Consider the following 16380-nt stretch of genomic DNA (forward strand, 5'->3'; position numbering starts at 1 on the left):
CCCCGCCCGCGCGGCCGGCTCAGATGGGCTCCGTCCCCTGCCGCAGCCGGAACCAGTAGAAGCCGTGCCCGGCCAGGGTCAGCAGATACGGCAGCGAGCCGATCGCGGGGAACCGCACCCCGCCGATGAGTTCCACCGGATACCGCCCCTCCCACATCCGCAGATCCAGCTCGGTGGGCTGCGAGAAGCGGGAGAAGTTGTGCACGCACAGCACCAGGTCGTCCCCGTGCTCGCGCAGAAAGGCCAGCACCGAGGGGTTGGACGAGGGCAGTTCGGCGTACGTCCCCAGGCCGAACGCCGGATTCTGCTTGCGGATCTCCACCATGCGCCGCGTCCAGTGCAGCAGCGAGGACGGTGAACTCATCGCCGCCTCGACATTGGTGACCTGGTACCCGTGCACCGGGTCCATGATGGTCGGCAGGAAGAGCCGCCCCGGGTCACAGGTGGAGAAGCCGGCGTTGCGGTCCGGCGTCCACTGCATGGGGGTGCGCACCGCGTCCCGGTCGCCCAGCCAGATGTTGTCCCCCATCCCGATCTCGTCCCCGTAATAGAGGATCGGTGAGCCGGGCAGGGACAGCAGCAGCGCCGTGAACAGCTCGATCTGATTGCGGTCGTTGTCCAGCAGAGTGGCCAGCCGGCGCCGGATCCCGATGTTGGCGCGCATCCGCGGGTCCTTGGCGTACTCCGCGTACATGTAGTCGCGCTCCTCGTCGGTGACCATTTCCAGGGTCAGCTCGTCGTGGTTGCGCAGAAAGATCCCCCACTGGCAGCCGGAGGGGATCTGCGGGGTCTTGGCGAGGATTTCCGAGACCGGATAGCGCGATTCGCGGCGCACCGCCATGAAGATGCGCGGCATCACCGGGAAGTGGAACGCCATGTGGCATTCGTCGCCGCCCTTGGCGTAGTCGCCGAAGTAGTCGACGACGTCCTCCGGCCACTGATTGGCCTCGGCCAGCAGCACCGTGTCCGGATAGTCGCGGTCGATCTCGGCCCGCACCTGTTTGAGGAAGTTGTGCGAGGCCGGGAGGTTCTCGCAGTTGGTGCCCTCCTCGGCGTACAGATACGGCACCGCGTCGAGCCGGAAGCCGTCGATGCCCAGGTCGAGCCAGAATCGCAGGGCGGCGATCATCTCCTTGCGCACCGCCGGGTTCTCGTAGTTGAGATCCGGCTGGTGCGAGAAGAAGCGGTGGAAGTAGTACTGCTTGCGCACCGGGTCGAAGGTCCAGTTGGACGCCTCGGTGTCGACGAAGATGATCCGGGCGTCCGGATAGCCCTTGTCGTCGTCGGCCCACATGTAGTAGTCGCCGTACGGGCCCTGCGGATCGCGGCGCGACTCCTGGAACCAGCGGTGCTGATCGCTGGTGTGATTCATGACCATGTCGATGATGACGCGCATGCCACGGCTGTGGGCGGCGTCCACGAACTGCACGAAGTCCGCCAGATCGCCGAACTCGGGAAGCACCGCCCCGTAGTCGGAGACGTCATAGCCCCCGTCCCGCAGGGGTGATTCGAAGAACGGCGGCAGCCACAGGCAGTCGACCCCGAGCCATTGCAGATAGTCGAGCTTCGACGTCAGGCCCTTGAGATCCCCGACCCCGTCCCCGTTGCTGTCCTGGAAGGAGCGGACGAGGACCTCGTAGAACACCGCGCGCTTGAACCACTGAGGGTCCCGGTCGCGGGCTGGCGTGTCCTCGAAGGTGTCGAGGACCGGCTCATTGACGCTCATGTTTGGGTGACCCTCCGGTCTGTGAGGACGGTCGCAGGGCGAAGATGTGCGCCGACGGGGTGTGCGCGTCCGCACGCTCCGGACCGAGCCGCACATAGTTTTCCCTGCCCCAGTAATAGGTCTCACCGGTGAGCTGGTCGCACACCGGGAAGGGCTCGGCTCCACTCTCCTGAGCGAAAGTGAGACCACACCCCTTGAGTTCCGACATGTCCAACGAGACCGTCGCTTCGTGGGTGTGGTGCGGATCGAGGTTGACCACGATGAGCACGGTGTCGGCGTGCGGTGTCCGGGTGCGCTTGGAGTAGGCCAGGATGTGCTCGTTGTCGGTGCGGTGGAAGTGAAGATCGCGCAACTGGCGCAACGCCGGGTGCGCCCGGCGCAAGCGGTTGAGCGCCCCGATCAAAGGGATGATGTTGTTGCCCGATTTACGGGCCGCGGCCCAGTCCCGTGGCCGCAGCTGATACTTCTCGGAGTCCGCGTACTCCTCGGAGCCGGGACCGGCGGCCGTGCCCTCGCACAGTTCGTAGCCCGCGTACATCCCCCACGAAGGGGAGAGCGTGGCGGCGAGCACAGCGCGGATCTCGAAGGCCGTGCGCCCGCCGGTCTGCAGATAGGCGTGCAGGATGTCGGGCGTGTTCACGAAGAAGTTGGGCCGCATGTACGGGGCCGACTCGCCGCTCAGCTCGGTGAGGTACTCGGTGAGCTCCGCCTTGGTGGTGCGCCAGGTGAAATAGGTGTACGACTGCTGGAAGCCGATCTGCGCCAGCGTGCGCATCATGGCGGGCCGGGTGAACGCCTCGGCCAGGAAGATGACGTCCGGGTCGGTGCGGTTGATCTCCGCGATGACCTTCTCCCAGAACACCACCGGCTTGGTGTGCGGATTGTCCACCCGGAAGACGCGTACCCCGTGCGCCATCCAGAACCGCAGCACGCGCAGCGTCTCGGTGACCAGGCCGCGGAAATCCTGTTCGAAGGAGATCGGGTAGATGTCCTGGTACTTCTTGGGCGGGTTCTCGGCGAAGGCGATCGAGCCGTCGGCGCGCTTGTGGAACCATTCCGGATGCTGCTTCACCCACGGGTGATCAGGGCTGCACTGGAGTGCGAAATCCAGGGCCACTTCCATGTCGAGCGACCGCGCCGTCGCCACGAAGTGGTCGAAATCCTCCAGTGTTCCCAGGTCCGGGTGGATCGCGTCGTGCCCGCCGTCCCCCGAGCCGATCGCCCACGGGCAGCCGACATCGTCCGGGCCCGCCGTCAGCGCCCCGTTCGCACCCTTGCGGAACGCCGTCCCGATCGGGTGCACCGGGGGCAGGTACACCACGTCGAAGCCCATCGCCGCGATGTCCTTCAGCCGGCGGGCCGCGCCGCGCAGGGTGCCCGAGACCGGGGGCGCGTGCCGGCGTACCACCGCGCCCTCCGAGCGCGGGAACATCTCGTACCACGATCCGAACAGCGCCCGCTCGCGCTCCACCATGAGCGGCATCGGGCGTGCCGAGCTGATCAGTTCACGCAGCGGATGCCGGCCGAGCACCGTGGTGACCTCGGGGGCCAGCGCAGCGGCCAGCCGGGCGGCGCCGGACAGGGTGGTGTCGGCCAGCGCGTCCGCGGCCACCGCGATGATCTCCCGGCCCTCGCTCTTGGGCACCCCGGCCGCCGCCTCGCGCAGCAGCGCCGATCCCTCGAGCAACGTCAGTTCGGTGTCGATGCCGGCCGGGATCTTGATCTTCGCGGCGTGCCGCCAGGTGGCCACCGGGTCGGCCCACGCTTCCACCGTGTACGTCCAGCGGCCCTCGGCGTCCGGGGTGATGTCCGCGCCCCAGCGGTCGGTGCCGGGCGCCAGTTCGCGCATCGGGATCCACGGGCCGCCGCGGCCCGCCGGGTCGCGCAGCACCACATTCGCCCCCACCGCGCCCGCTCCCTCCCGGAAGACGGTGGCGCTGACCTGGAATGTCTCGCCCGGTACGGCCTTGACGGGCCGTCTGCCGCATTCGATGCGCGGCTGGACGTCGAGAACGGGAATTCGACCGATCATCTGCGAATCACCTCATAGGCGTTGGAGGTGGGTATTTACTGTTCTCTTCGTGTCTTTGTCCTTTCTATATGTTTCGTGACTTGCTGGGGGGTTTGCGTCCGACGGCCCCCGGGGCGCGTTCACCCGTGTGGGGGTGAGTGGGCCCGAAGTCTCAGCTCTGTATCGCCGTTCATTCCACTGTTCACAGCTATGCACTAGCGCAGTAATGTGCGCTCCACCGAAACGCCATACCACCACCGACCCTTCGAGGTGGACGATGTCCATAGCAAGACCCAAGGCCGTGCGGATGCTCGCGGCCATCTTCGCGATCAGCGTGATCGCGACCGGCTGCTCCAGCGACCGCGACAACGGAGACTCCAAGGGGTCCGGTTCCACCGGGACCTTCGTCTTCGGCGCCGCGGGCGACCCCGCCTCCCTTGACCCCTCGCTGGCCAGTGATGGAGAGAGCTTCCGGATCACCCGGCAGGTCTTCGAAACACTGATCGACCACAAGTCGGGCACCTCCGAGATGGAGGGCGGCCTCGCCGACACGTGGGAGAGCAACGACGCCGGCACCGAGTGGACGTTCAACCTCCGTGACGGAGTGACGTTCCACGACGGTTCCGACCTGACGGGTGAGGTCGTCTGCGCGAACTTCGACCGCTGGTACAACTGGACCGGCACCTACCAGAACACCACACTGTCCTATTACTGGCAGACGATTTTCGGTGGGTTCGCGAACAACGAGAACGAGGAGACGCCGGACCCGAACTACGTCGGCTGCACCGCCCCCGATGACCTGACGGCCGTCATCGAGGTCGCCGAGCCCTCCGCCAACTACCCCGGCGGTTTCTCGCTCGCCGCGTTCGGCATCCACTCCGGCCCGGCCCTGGAGGCGTACGCCGCCGACGAGGCCAGCGGTGAGGGCGACGCCATCACCTTCCCCGGCTACAGCCAGGAGGCCGGCACCGTCGTGGGCTCCGGCCCCTTCCGGGCCACCGGCTGGAACAAGGGCAACGGCGAGGTCACCCTCGAGCGCTTCGACGACTACTGGGGCGACAAGGCGGGGGTCGAGAAGCTCGTCTTCCAGACCATCCCCGAGGAATCCGCCCGCCGCCAGGCGCTGCAGAGCGGTGACATCCACGGCTACGACCTGGTCGCGCCCGCCGATGTGAAGACCCTCTCCGACGCGGGCTTCCAGGTCCCGACCCGCGACGTCTTCAACATCTTCTACCTGGCGTTCACCCAGGACAGCCACCCGGCGCTGGAGAACCCCGAGGTGCGCACCGCCGTCGCGCACGCCCTGGACCGGCAGAACCTCGTAGACAGCCAGCTGCCCGAGGGCGGCGTGGTGGCGACCCAGTTCATGCCCGACACCGTCGAGGGCTACTCGCAGAACGTCACCACCTACGACTACGACCCCGAGCTGGCCCAGCAGTTGCTCGCCGACTCCGGCGAGGAGGACCTGACCTTCACCTTCTGCTACCCGACCGAGGTCACCCGCCCGTACATGCCGTCCCCGGCCGACCTGTACGAGCTGCTGCGCGCCGACCTGGAGGCCGTGGGGATCACCGTTCAGCCCAAGGCCCTCAAGTGGAACCCGGACTACACCGAGGTCACCCGTGACGGCGGCTGCAACCTGTACCTGCTCGGCTGGACCGGCGACTTCAACGACGGCTACAACTTCCTGGGCACCTGGTTCGCCGGGTACCAGAAGGAGTGGGGCTTCGAGAACCAGGACCTCTTCGACCTGCTGGAGCGCGCCTCCACCGAGCCGGACGTCGACGCCCGCACCGCCCTGTACGAGGAGGCCAACGAGTTCGTGATGGACTTCCTGCCCGGCGTGCCGATCTCCTCCTCCCCGCCGTCGATCGCCTTCTCGGCCGATGTCAACCCGCCCACCGTCTCCCCGCTGACGCAGGAGAAATTCTCCGAAGCGTCCTTCAAGTAGGGGACCCGACAGCCGGTTCCTCCCGCCGCCCGGCCACGCGTCATCACCCGTGGCCGGGCGGCGGTGTGGTCCGACAAGCAAGAAAGGGGCGTTGACCTCAAGGTGTTGCGTCTCATCGTGCGCCGGCTCCTCCAGCTGATACCCACGCTGGCGGGCCTGTCGGTGCTGCTCTTCCTGTGGCTCAACCGCCTGCCCGGCGGCCCCACCGCCGCCCTGCTGGGCGAGCGCGCCACCGAGGCCGACCGCCGGCAGATCGAGGCCGCCCTCGGCCTGGACCAGCCCGTACTCGTGCAGTACGGCCGGTTCCTGCGCCGTCTCGTCTCCCTCGACCTCGGAACCTCCGTCCAGACCGGCCGCCCGGTGTGGGAGGAGTTCACCACCCGCTTCCCGGCCACCGTCGAACTCGGCCTGACCGCCCTGCTCATCGCCGTCGTCGTCGGCATCCCGCTGGGCTACCTGGCCGCCGCCCGGCGCGGCACCTGGCTGGACGTCGGCGCGGTCTCCGGTTCCCTGTTGGGCATCTGCATCCCCGTCTTCTTCCTCGCCTTCCTCCTGAAGGCCGTTTTCGCCGTCAACCTCGGCTGGCTGCCCAGCGTGGGACGGCAATCCAACGACATCAACGCCACCGAGGTCACCGGATTCCGCGTGCTGGACGGGATACTCACCGGAGAGTTCGACGCCTCCTGGGACGCGATCACCCACCTGATCCTGCCCTCGCTGGCCCTGGCCTCCATCCCGCTGGCGATCATCGTGCGGATGACCCGCGCCTCCGTCCTGGAAGTGCTCAGCGAGGACTACGTGCGCACCGCCGAGTCCAAGGGCCTCAAGCGGCAGGTCGTCCGCGCCCGGCACGTGCTGCGCAACGCCCTGCTGCCGGTCGTCACCACCATCGGCCTGCTCACCGGACAACTGCTGTCCGGCGCCGTGCTCACCGAATCCGTCTTCGCCTTCAACGGCATCGGAAACTTCCTGCGCACCGCCATCGACGGCCGTGACTACCCCGTGCTCATGGGCTTCATCATGTTCATCGCACTGCTCTATGTCGTCATCAATCTGCTGGTGGACCTGGCGTACAGCCTGATCGACCCGAGGGTGCGGGTGCACTGATGAGTACCAAGACCACAAAAATCGACCGGCTCGCCGAGCTGACCGCCCAGCGCGAGTCCACCGCCGGCGCCAGCCTGTGGACCGAGGCGCTGCGCCGGCTGCGTTCCTCCAAGATGGCCCTGATCGGCGGCGTCATCATCGCCGTCTTCATCGTGCTGGCGATCATCGGCCCCTGGATCGCCCCGCACAACCCGATCCTGCAGTGGCGCGGCGAGGTGTTCCTCAACCAGAACATCTTCGTCGGCTCCCGCTCCGAGAACTGGCTGGGCCTGGACCACCTGGGCCGCGACCAGTTCTCCCGGATGCTGGTCGGCGCCCGCCAGACGCTGCTCGTCGGCATCGTCGCCACCCTGCTCGGCTTCACCGCCGGCGCTCTGATCGGCGGCCTGTCCGGCGCCGCACTCGCCTTCGGCGGCAAGATCGGCCGGCGCATCGACACCGTCGTCATGCGCTTCATCGACATGGTGCTGGCGCTGCCCTCGCTGCTGCTGGCCGTCAGCATCGCGGCCATCCTGGGCCAGTCGCTGACCACGGTGATGATCGCGGTCGGGGTGGCGCAGATCCCGATCTTCGCCCGGCTGCTGCGCGGCTCCATGCTCGCGCAGTCCAACTCCGACTATGTGCTGGCCGCCCGCTCCCTGGGCGTACGCCGGCGGCGCATCGTCACCGCGCACGTGCTGCCCAACTCCCTGGGCCCGGTCATCGTGCAGTCCACCCTCGCGCTGGCCACCGCCATCATCGAGGCCGCCGCCCTGTCCTACCTCGGCCTGGGCAACCCGGACGCCGCCCAGCCCGAATGGGGCGTCATGCTCGTGCAGGCCCAGCCGTACTTCGACCACGCGCCGATGATGGCGCTCTACCCGGCGCTCGGCATCATCATCACCGCACTGGGCTTCACCCTGCTGGGCGAGGCGATGCGCGAAGCCCTCGACCCGAAACTGCGGAGCTGATGAGCATGCCACCGGAACCACCACTGCTGAGCGTGGAAGACCTCACGGTCACCTTCACTGGCCGGGGCCGCACCGATGTCCGCGCGGTCTCCGGGGTCTCCTTCGACGTGGCGCGCGGCCAGGTCACCGGCCTGGTCGGCGAGTCGGGCTGCGGGAAGAGCGTCACCTCGCTCGCCCTGATGGGCCTGCTGCCCAAGAAGGGCGTCACCGTCGGCGGCCGGGCCGCCTTCGAGGGCACCGACCTGCTGGGCCTGCGGCGTGAGCAGCTGCGCGACCTGCGCGGCAGCAAGCTGGCGATGATCTTCCAGGACCCGCTGTCCTCCCTCAACCCGGTCATCCCGATCGGGCTCCAGGTCACCGAGATCCTCACCCGGCACCGCGGTCTGCGCGGCGAGGCCGCCCGCAAGGAGGCCGCCGCCCTGCTGGAACGGGTCGGCATCCCCGACCCGACCCGGCGGCTCAAGGAGTACCCGCACCAGCTGTCCGGCGGGATGCGGCAGCGCGCGCTGATCGCCATGGCCGTGGCCTGCGCGCCGCAGCTGCTCATCGCGGACGAGCCGACCACCGCCCTCGACGTCACCATCCAGGCGCAGATCCTCGAACTCCTCAAGGAACTCGTGGACCAGCAGGGCACCGCGCTGCTGATGATCACGCACGACATGGGCGTGGTCGCCGGCCTGTGCGACCGGGTCAACGTGCTGTACGCGGGCAAGGTGGTGGAGGCCGCCGAACGCCGTCCGCTGTTCGCCGCGCCGACCCACCCGTACGCGCACGGGCTGCTGGGCTCCATACCGCGCCTGGACGCGCCGCGCGGCGAACCGCTGAACCCGATCCGCGGCTCCATCAGCGACACCATCGCCTGGAGCGACGGCTGCGCCTTCGCCCCGCGCTGCGACTTCTACTCCGAGCAGTGCCTGAACGGCACCCCCCAGCTGACCGAACCGCACTCCGCGGGCCACCAGGTGCGCTGCGTCCACCCCGTGGCGGCGACAGGCAAGGAAGGAGCGGACCGGTGAGCCTGCTCGAACTCGACGACGTGAAGGTCCACTTCCCCGTCAAACGCGGCATCCTCTTCGACCGCACCGTGGGCCATGTGTACGCGGTGGACGGCGTCTCGCTGTCCGTGACCGCCGGTCAGACCTACGGTCTGGTGGGGGAGTCGGGCTGCGGCAAGACCACCCTGGGCCGGGCGGTGCTGCGGCTCAACGACATCACCTCGGGTTCCGTCGTCTTCGACGGCACGGACCTGGCCCAGCTGCCCGAGGAGGAGATGCGGCGCGCCAGGCGCCGGCTCCAGATGGTCTTCCAGGACCCGCTGGGCTCGCTCAACCCCCGGCAGAACATCGAGTCGATCCTCGCCGAGGGCATGGCGGCGCACGGCATCGGCGCCGACCGGAACGAGCGGCGCGAGCGGATCAAGGAGATCCTCACCAGGGTCGGGCTGCCGCACTCCGCGCTCTCCCGCTACCCGCACGAGTTCTCCGGCGGGCAGCGGCAGCGCATCGGCATCGCCAGGGCCCTGGTCCTGGAACCCGATGTGATCATCTGCGACGAGCCGGTCTCGGCGCTGGACGTCTCCATCCAGGCGCAGGTCATCAACCTGCTGGAGGAACTCCAGGAGTCGCTGGGCCTGACCTATCTGGTCATCGCCCACGACCTGGCCGTGGTGCGGCACATCTCCGACGTCATCGGCGTGATGTACCTGGGCGCGCTGGTGGAGGAGGCGCCCTCCGACGCGCTGTACGCCGAGCCGCGCCACCCGTACACCCGCGCGCTGATGTCGGCGGTACCGGTGCCCGACCCGGAGGTGGAGGACCGCCGCGAACGCATCCTGCTCCGCGGCGACCTGCCCTCCCCGGCCAACCCGCCCGCCGGCTGCCGTTTCCACACGCGCTGCCCGTGGCGGCAGCCGACTCGCTGCGACACCGAGCGGCCCGAGCTGACCGACACCGGCGACGGCCACCGGGTGGCCTGCCACTACGCGGCGCAGATCGCGGACGGCTCGCTGCGGCCGACCTCGGAGCTGGCGCCGCCGGTCCTCGTCGACGTCGAGGCGGGACCGCCCGCCGGTGACGGCGAGGAGGACGAACCGGCCGCGACCGTACCGTCCTGATGGTCCCCGGGGGTGGTTTGGTGACGGTTTCCTGAGTCTTGCGCCGGAAACCACCGCTACCACCCCCGGTGCCCGGATACCGTCGGATGCTGTGAAGGCCATCCGTCGTTTCTCCGTGACAGCCGTCCTCCCCGAGCCGCTGCGACCACTGCGGGAACTGGCGTTCAATCTGCGCTGGTCCTGGCACCCCGACACCCGTGAGCTGCTGAGATCCGTGGACCCGGACGGCTGGCGGCGGTCCGGCGCCGACCCGGTGCGGCTGCTGGCCACCGTCACCGCCGACCGGCTCGCCGCGCTCGCCGCCGACCGGGGCTTCGTACGCCGCCTGCAGGTCGCCGCCGGCGACCTGCGCGACTACCTCACCGAACCGCGCTGGTACCAGCGGGCTGAGGGCGAACTGCCCCGCTCCATCGCCTACTTCTCACCCGAGTTCGGCATCACCGCCGCCCTGCCGCAGTACTCGGGCGGCCTCGGCATCCTGGCCGGCGACCACCTCAAGGCCGCCAGCGATCTCGGCGTCCCCGTCATCGGCGTCGGCCTGCTCTACCGGCACGGCTACTTCCGGCAGACCCTGGACGCCGACGGCTGGCAGTGCGAGCGCTACCCGGTGCTGGACCCGCGCGAACTCCCGCTCACCGAACTGACCGGCGCCGAGGGCACCCCCGTGCGCGTCACCCTCGCGCTGCCCGGCGGACGCACCCTCGCCGCCCGGGTGTGGCGGGCCGAGGTCGGCCGGGTCCCGCTGCTGCTCCTGGACTCCGCCGTGGACGGCAACGCCCCCGCCGAACGCGATGTCACCGACCGGCTGTACGGCGGCGGCAGCGAACACCGGCTGCTCCAGGAGATGCTGCTGGGCATCGGCGGCGTGCGGGCGCTGCGCGCGTACTGCCGGATCACCGGGCACCCCGAGCCCGAGGTCTTCCACATGAACGAGGGCCACGCCGGGTTCCTGGGCCCCGAACGCATCCGTGAACTCGACGCGCTCGGCATCGGCTTCGACGCCGCCGCCCGCATGGTGCGGGCCGGCACCGTCTTCACCACCCACACCCCCGTGCCGGCCGGCATCGACCGCTTCCCCGAGGAGCTGGTGGCCCGGCACCTGGGGCCCGGCGGCGAACTGGACACGCTGGACAGCGCCGCGCTGCTGGCGCTGGGCCGCGAGCCGGACGCCCCGGAACCCGGGCACCAGGCGCAGTTCAACATGGCCGTGCTCGGACTGCGTACGGCGCAGCGTGCCAACGGCGTCTCCACCCTGCACGGCGCGGTGGCCAGGGACATGTTCGCCGGGCTGTGGCCGGGCTTCGACCCCGACGAGGTGCCGATCACCACGGTCACCAACGGCGTGCACGCCCCCACCTGGACCGCCGACGCGCTCACCCGGGTCGAGGACCCCGCCCGGCTGACCGACGCCGAACTGTGGGAGGTGCGGCGCGGACTGCGCGAGACCCTGGTCCACGAGGTACGGGCCAGGCTGCGCGACTCCTGGCGGCAGCGCGGGGCGGGGGAGTCGGAGCTGGGCTGGATCGAGGACGTGCTGGACCCGGACGTGCTGACGCTCGGCTTCGCACGGCGCGTCCCCTCGTACAAGCGGCTCACGCTCATGCTGCGCGACCCCCAGCGCTTCAAAGCGCTGCTGCTGGACCCCGAACGCCCCATCCAGGTGGTGGTCGCCGGCAAGGCGCACCCGGCGGACGAGGGCGGCAAGCGGCTCATCCAGGAACTGGTGCGCTTCTCGGACGACCCCGAGGTGCGCCACCGGATCGTCTACCTCCCCGACTACGGCATGGCCATGGCACGCGGCCTGTACGCGGGCTGCGACGTCTGGCTGAACAACCCGCTGCGCCCGCTGGAGGCGTGCGGCACCTCGGGCATGAAGTCCGCGCTCAACGGCGGCCTCAACCTGTCGGTGCGCGACGGCTGGTGGGACGAGTGGTGCGACCCGGACTTCGGCTGGGAGATCCCCACGGCGGACGGCCTGAGCGGCGGTGACCCCGAGCGGCGGGACGCCGTGGAGGCGGCGGCCCTGTACCGGCTGCTGGAGGAGCAGGTCGCCCCGTGCTTCTACGCGCGCGGACGGGGCCGCTGGCTGGAGATGGTCCGGGCCACGCTGGGGCGGCTGGGGCCCAAGGTGCTGGCGGAGCGGATGGTGCGCGAGTACGTGACCGGGCTGTACGCGCCGGCCGCCCGCGCCCACCGCGCGATGGACGCGGCGGCCGCCGCGGACCTGGCGGCCTACGCCGCACGCCTGCAGCGGGAGTGGCCCAACGTGGCCGTGGGGCACGTGGAGACCGGGGAGGAACCCCCGGTCCTGGGCGGCGCGCTGCCGCTGCGGGCCGGCATCCTGCTCGGCGAGCTGGAGCCGGCCGAGGTGGAGGTCCAGGCGATCACCGGCACGGTGGACGAGAGCGATCAGCTGCTGAACGCCGAGCCCGTGACCCTGAAGCCGGACGGCGGCCCCGACCTGGAAGGCCACTGGACCTACACGGCCGACCTGCCGCTGCGCCACCCGGGGCCCTTCGGCTACACGGTGCGGGTGCTGCCCAGCCACCCCCTGCTGGCCGGCGCCGCCGAACTGGGCCTGGTAGCCCTCCCGGCCGGCGACCTGGCCACGGAGGAGACGGGCATCCTGCTGCGGTAGCCCTCCCGGGCCCGCGGACAGGGGACAGTGCGAAGGACCGGGGCGCGAGCGACACCGCTCGCGCCCCGGTCCCGTCGTCCTCGTGGGCCGGGCCCGCCGCTCAGGCCAGGCTGTCCCGCCAGGCCCGGTGCAGGTCCGCGAACCGGCCGGTGCCCGCGATCAGATCGGCGGGCTTGCCGTCCTCCACGACGCGGCCACCCTCCATCACCAGGACCCGGTCCGCGATCTCCACCGTCGACAGCCGGTGCGCGATCACCACCGCCGTACGGCCGCGCAGCACCGTCTCCATGGCGTCCTGCACCGCCTTCTCTCCCGGGATGTCCAGCGACGAGGTCGCCTCGTCCAGGATCACCACCGAGGGGTCGGCCAGCAGCACCCGCGCGAAGGCCACCAGCTGCCGCTGCCCGGCCGAGATCCGGCCGCCCCGCTTGCGGACATCCGTGTCGTAGCCGTCAGGCAGCGCCGTGATGAAGTCGTGCGCGCCGATCGCCTTCGCGGCCCGCTCGATCTCCTCGCGGTCGGCGTCCGGCTTGCCGATGGCGATGTTCTCCGCGACGGTGCCGGAGAACAGGAACGCCTCCTGCGTCACCATTACCACCCCGCGCCGCAGCTCGGCGAGGGTCAGATCGCGCAGGTCCGTACCGTCCAGCAGCACCCGGCCCTCGGTCGGGTCGTAGAACCGCGCCAGCAGCTTGGCCAGCGTCGACTTGCCGGCCCCGGTGGTCCCCACCAGCGCCGTGGTCTGCCCGGCGGGCAGGGTCAGCTCGAAGGTGGGCAGCACCTCGCCGCCCGTGCGGTACGCGAACCGCACCCCCTCGAAGACGACCTCGCGCCCCGGCTGTCCGGCCGGCCGCTGAGCCGGGGTACGGGGCGAGGCGGGCTCCGGCACGTCCGGACGCTGGTGCAGCAGCCCGGCGATCTTCTCCAGCGAGGCCGACGCCGACTGGTAGTTGTTCAGGATCATCGCGAACCGGTCGATCGGGTCGTACAGCCGGCGGATGTACAGCGCTCCGGCCGCCAGCGCACCCAGCTCCATGCCGCCCGACGCCACCCGGTACGCGCCCCACATCACGATCGCCGCCACGCCGGTGGCCGCGATCATCCGCGACAGCAGGACGAAGCGCGCCATCTCCAGGATGGTGTCCCCGTTCACCCGCTCGTGCTGCCGGTTCAGCACCGCGAAGCCGGCGTCGTTCACGGACTCGCGGCGGAACGCCTTCACCGGCCGGATGCCGTTCAGGGTCTCGGAGAACTTCACGATCACCTTGGCGATCGCGGTGGAGCGGCGGCTGAACCGCTCGGCCGAACGCCGCCGGTAGTTCTGCACCAGGAACAGCAGCGGGATGAAAGACAGCAGCGCCGCCCCGCCCAGGCCCAGGTCCAGATAGAACAGCAGCGCGCCGATGTACACCACGGACACCAGCACCATCAGCATCTCCTGGAGCCCCTCGTCCAGGAGTTCGCGCAGCGACTGCACATCGGTGGTGGCGCGGGAGATGAGGCGGCCCGAGGTGTAGCGGTCGTGGAAGTCCAGGCTGAGCGCCTGCGCGTGCCGGTAGATCCGGCCGCGCAGATCCAGCAGGACGCGCTGGCTGATCCGGGCCGCCATCCGGATGAAGATGTGCTGGAGGGCGCCGCCGCCCACCGCGCACAGCAGGTACGCGACGGCCACCGCGATCAGCGGGCCGTAGTTGTCGTTGTCGCGGACGGCCGGAACGCCCCGGTCGATGGCGTAGGCCACCAGCAGCGGGGTGCCCTGCACCGCCGCCTGCTGGGCGAGCAGCACGATCGCGGCCAGCGCCACCCGCACCCGGTGCGGACGCAGCAGCGAGAACAGCAGCTCACGCGGCGCGCTGCGGGGCGCGGGGAGCCGGTCCTGGGCGATGGGATCGGGGGCCGCCGGCGGCGGTGTCCGCCGCGGACCGCCGGCGCTCTCCTCGGTGGTGGTGACGGTGGTGGTGCTCATCGGACGGTGACCTCTTCTGGCTCGGACGGTCCGCTGTGGGCCGTGCCGGTCATCAGCAGCCGGTATTCGGCGTTGTCGCGCAACAGTTCGGTGTGGGTGCCCACTGCGGTGATCCGGCCGCCGGACAGCAGGGCGACCCGGTCGGCCAGTTGCACGGTGGAGGGCCGGTGGGCGACGACCAGCGCGGTGGTGGTGGCCAGCACCTCGCGCAGCGCCGCCTCCACCTTGGCCTCGGTGTGCACGTCGAGGGCGGACAGCGGGTCGTCCAGCACCAGGAAGCGGGGCCGGCCGACCACCGCGCGGGCCAGTGCGAGGCGCTGCCGCTGGCCGCCGGACAGGCTCAGTCCCTGCTCACCGACCTCGGTGTCGGCACCCTGCGGGAGCGCGCCGACGAAGCCGCCGGCCTGGCTGATGCCCAGCGCCCGCTCCAGCTCGGCGTCCGGCGTTTCGCCGCCCTCCTCGGGCGAGCCCATCAGGATGTTCTCCCGGACGGAGGCGGAGAACAGGGTCGGCTCCTCGAAGGCGACCGCGACCCGCTCGCGCACCTCGTGCAGCGGCAGGGTGGCCACGTCCGTGCCGTCCAGGGTGATCCGCCCCGAGGTGACCTCGTGCAGCCGGGGAACCAGCGCGGTCAGCGCGGTCTTGCCGCTGCCGGTGCCGCCGACCAGCGCCATGGTCTCGCCGGGGCGGATGTGCAGGTCGATGCCGTCCAGCACGGCCGGGGCTTCGGGCGGGGCGTCGGGGAAGCGGAAGACGACCCGCTCGAAGCGGATGCCCTCGTCCGTCCCCGCACCCTGGTCCGGCTGCGGCTCGCGGGCCCGCTCCGGGGGCACCTCGACGTCCATCACCTCGAAGAACCGGTCCGTGGCGGCCGCCGTGTCGTTGGTCATGGCCAGCAGGAACCCGATCGACTCCACCGGCCAGCGCAGCGCCATCGCGGTGGCCATGAACGCCACCAGGGTGCCGGCGGTCAGCCCGCCGTCGGCGACCTGGAGCACCCCGATGATCAGGATGGCGCCCATGAACAGCTCGGGCAGCGTCATGATGAACGTCCAGATCCAGGCCAGCAGCTTGGCCTTGCGGATCTCGGTGTCCACCAGCCGCTGGGAGAGCGCCTGGAACGCCTGTGCCTGGCTGCGGTGCCTACCGAAGCCCTTGATGACCCGGATACCGAGGATCGACTCCTCCACCAGGGTGGTGAGGTCGCCCATCTGGTCCTGGGCGCGGCGGGCCACCACCGAGTACTTGGTCTCGAAGACCATGCACAGGATGATCAGCACCGGCACGGGGGCCATCAGGACCAGGCCGAGCGTCCACTGCTGGGAGAGCAGGATCACGCAGCCGATGACGATGGTGGCGGTGTTGACGATGAGGAAGGTGAGCCCGAAGGCGAGCCACATGCGCAGCAGCTGGAGGTCTCCGGTGCCCCGGGAGAGCAGCTGCCCGGTCGCCCACCGGTCGTGGAAGGACACCGGCAGCCGCTGGACGTGCTGGTACAGGTCGGCGCGCAGCGCGGCCTCCACCCGGGTGAGCGGGCGGGCCACCAGCCACCGCCGCAGCCCGAACAGCAGCGCCTCGATCAGGCCCACCACCAGCAGGACGGTGCCGCCCAGCCACACCCCGGTGGTGTCCCCGTCGGCTACCGGGCCGTCCACGATCCACTTGAGGATCAGCGGCATGGTCAGCCCCAGGGTGGCCGCCGCGATGGCCACGGCCGCCGCGCCGAAGACCCGCACCCGCACCGGCCGCACATAGGGCCACAGCCGCAGCAGGGAGCGGACGACGGAGCGCTTGGCGGCAGGGGCGGCTGGGGCGGGGGCTGTGGCAGACATCATCACCGAGCCTACGTTTAGCCACTGACACTTCCCAGCGGGTTTTTGGTCCTACGACCGGGGACGGAGGCCGTCGCGGTCATCGT

The 16380-nt window shown here is 70.3% G+C and carries 10 protein-coding genes; 6 read left to right on the forward strand and 4 right to left on the reverse strand.

What is annotated here, in order from left to right:
- Window positions 1–19: 19 nt before the first annotated feature.
- Together treS and SXIM_RS21065 are read right to left on the reverse strand one after the other, a co-directional pair.
- Complete coding sequence (treS, locus tag SXIM_RS21060) at window positions 20–1726, reverse strand: maltose alpha-D-glucosyltransferase (protein WP_030733708.1); 1707 nt, start codon at window positions 1724–1726, stop codon at window positions 20–22.
- Entirely contained in the window at window positions 1713–3758 is a 2046-nt protein-coding gene (locus SXIM_RS21065; RefSeq protein WP_030733709.1) for an alpha-1,4-glucan--maltose-1-phosphate maltosyltransferase, read from the reverse strand. Before SXIM_RS21065 ends, treS begins: the two co-directional genes overlap by 14 nt.
- A 256-nt stretch (window positions 3759–4014) precedes the next feature.
- Here SXIM_RS21065 and SXIM_RS21070 point away from each other — a divergent pair, with 256 nt between their 5' ends.
- The 6 genes from SXIM_RS21070 to glgP all read left to right on the forward strand — a co-directional run bounded on the left by SXIM_RS21070 (window position 4015) and on the right by glgP (window position 12496).
- A complete protein-coding gene (locus tag SXIM_RS21070; protein ID WP_046724881.1) occupies window positions 4015–5688 on the forward strand; it encodes an ABC transporter substrate-binding protein in 1674 nt (557 codons plus the stop codon).
- A gap of 102 nt (window positions 5689–5790) precedes the next feature.
- Window positions 5791–6795, forward strand: a complete 1005-nt coding sequence (locus SXIM_RS21075; RefSeq protein WP_030733711.1) for an ABC transporter permease — start codon at window positions 5791–5793, stop codon at window positions 6793–6795.
- Window positions 6795–7745, forward strand: coding sequence for an ABC transporter permease (locus SXIM_RS21080; protein ID WP_046724882.1), 951 nt, complete (start codon window positions 6795–6797; stop codon window positions 7743–7745). Before SXIM_RS21075 ends, SXIM_RS21080 begins: the two co-directional genes overlap by 1 nt.
- A gap of 5 nt (window positions 7746–7750) precedes the next feature.
- The gene (locus tag SXIM_RS21085; RefSeq protein ID WP_030733713.1) at window positions 7751–8761 is read left to right on the forward strand and encodes an ABC transporter ATP-binding protein; all 1011 of its coding nucleotides are present in this window, start codon (window positions 7751–7753) and stop codon (window positions 8759–8761) included.
- Window positions 8758–9858, forward strand: coding sequence for an ABC transporter ATP-binding protein (locus SXIM_RS21090; RefSeq protein WP_030733714.1), 1101 nt, complete (start codon window positions 8758–8760; stop codon window positions 9856–9858). Before SXIM_RS21085 ends, SXIM_RS21090 begins: the two co-directional genes overlap by 4 nt.
- A 91-nt stretch (window positions 9859–9949) precedes the next feature.
- Window positions 9950–12496, forward strand: a complete 2547-nt coding sequence (gene glgP, locus SXIM_RS21095) for an alpha-glucan family phosphorylase (protein ID WP_046724883.1) — start codon at window positions 9950–9952, stop codon at window positions 12494–12496.
- Window positions 12497–12596: 100 nt separating this feature from the next.
- Here the strand turns inward: glgP and SXIM_RS21100 are convergent, their stop codons facing one another.
- Window positions 12597–14462 (reverse strand): ABC transporter ATP-binding protein, encoded by a 1866-nt coding sequence (locus SXIM_RS21100; protein ID WP_046724884.1) that lies wholly within the window; start codon window positions 14460–14462, stop codon window positions 12597–12599.
- Window positions 14459–16294 (reverse strand): ABC transporter ATP-binding protein, encoded by a 1836-nt coding sequence (locus tag SXIM_RS21105; RefSeq protein ID WP_043177866.1) that lies wholly within the window; start codon window positions 16292–16294, stop codon window positions 14459–14461. The genes SXIM_RS21100 and SXIM_RS21105 overlap by 4 nt, the downstream gene beginning before the upstream one ends.
- Between the last annotated feature and the right edge of the window lie 86 nt (window positions 16295–16380).

This window comes from Streptomyces xiamenensis (genome assembly GCF_000993785.3).
Taxonomy (GTDB): Bacteria; Actinomycetota; Actinomycetes; order Streptomycetales; family Streptomycetaceae; genus Streptomyces; species Streptomyces xiamenensis.

Coding starts and splice junctions, on each gene's coding strand:
- treS (WP_030733708.1), bottom strand. CDS start 1,726: ATGAGCGTCAATGAGCCGGTCCTCGACACCTTCGAGGACACGCCAGCC.
- SXIM_RS21065 (WP_030733709.1), bottom strand. CDS start 3,758: ATGATCGGTCGAATTCCCGTTCTCGACGTCCAGCCGCGCATCGAATGC.
- SXIM_RS21070 (WP_046724881.1), top strand. CDS start 4,015: ATGTCCATAGCAAGACCCAAGGCCGTGCGGATGCTCGCGGCCATCTTC.
- SXIM_RS21080 (WP_046724882.1), top strand. CDS start 6,795: ATGAGTACCAAGACCACAAAAATCGACCGGCTCGCCGAGCTGACCGCC.
- SXIM_RS21085 (WP_030733713.1), top strand. CDS start 7,751: ATGCCACCGGAACCACCACTGCTGAGCGTGGAAGACCTCACGGTCACC.
- SXIM_RS21100 (WP_046724884.1), bottom strand. CDS start 14,462: ATGAGCACCACCACCGTCACCACCACCGAGGAGAGCGCCGGCGGTCCG.
- SXIM_RS21105 (WP_043177866.1), bottom strand. CDS start 16,294: ATGTCTGCCACAGCCCCCGCCCCAGCCGCCCCTGCCGCCAAGCGCTCC.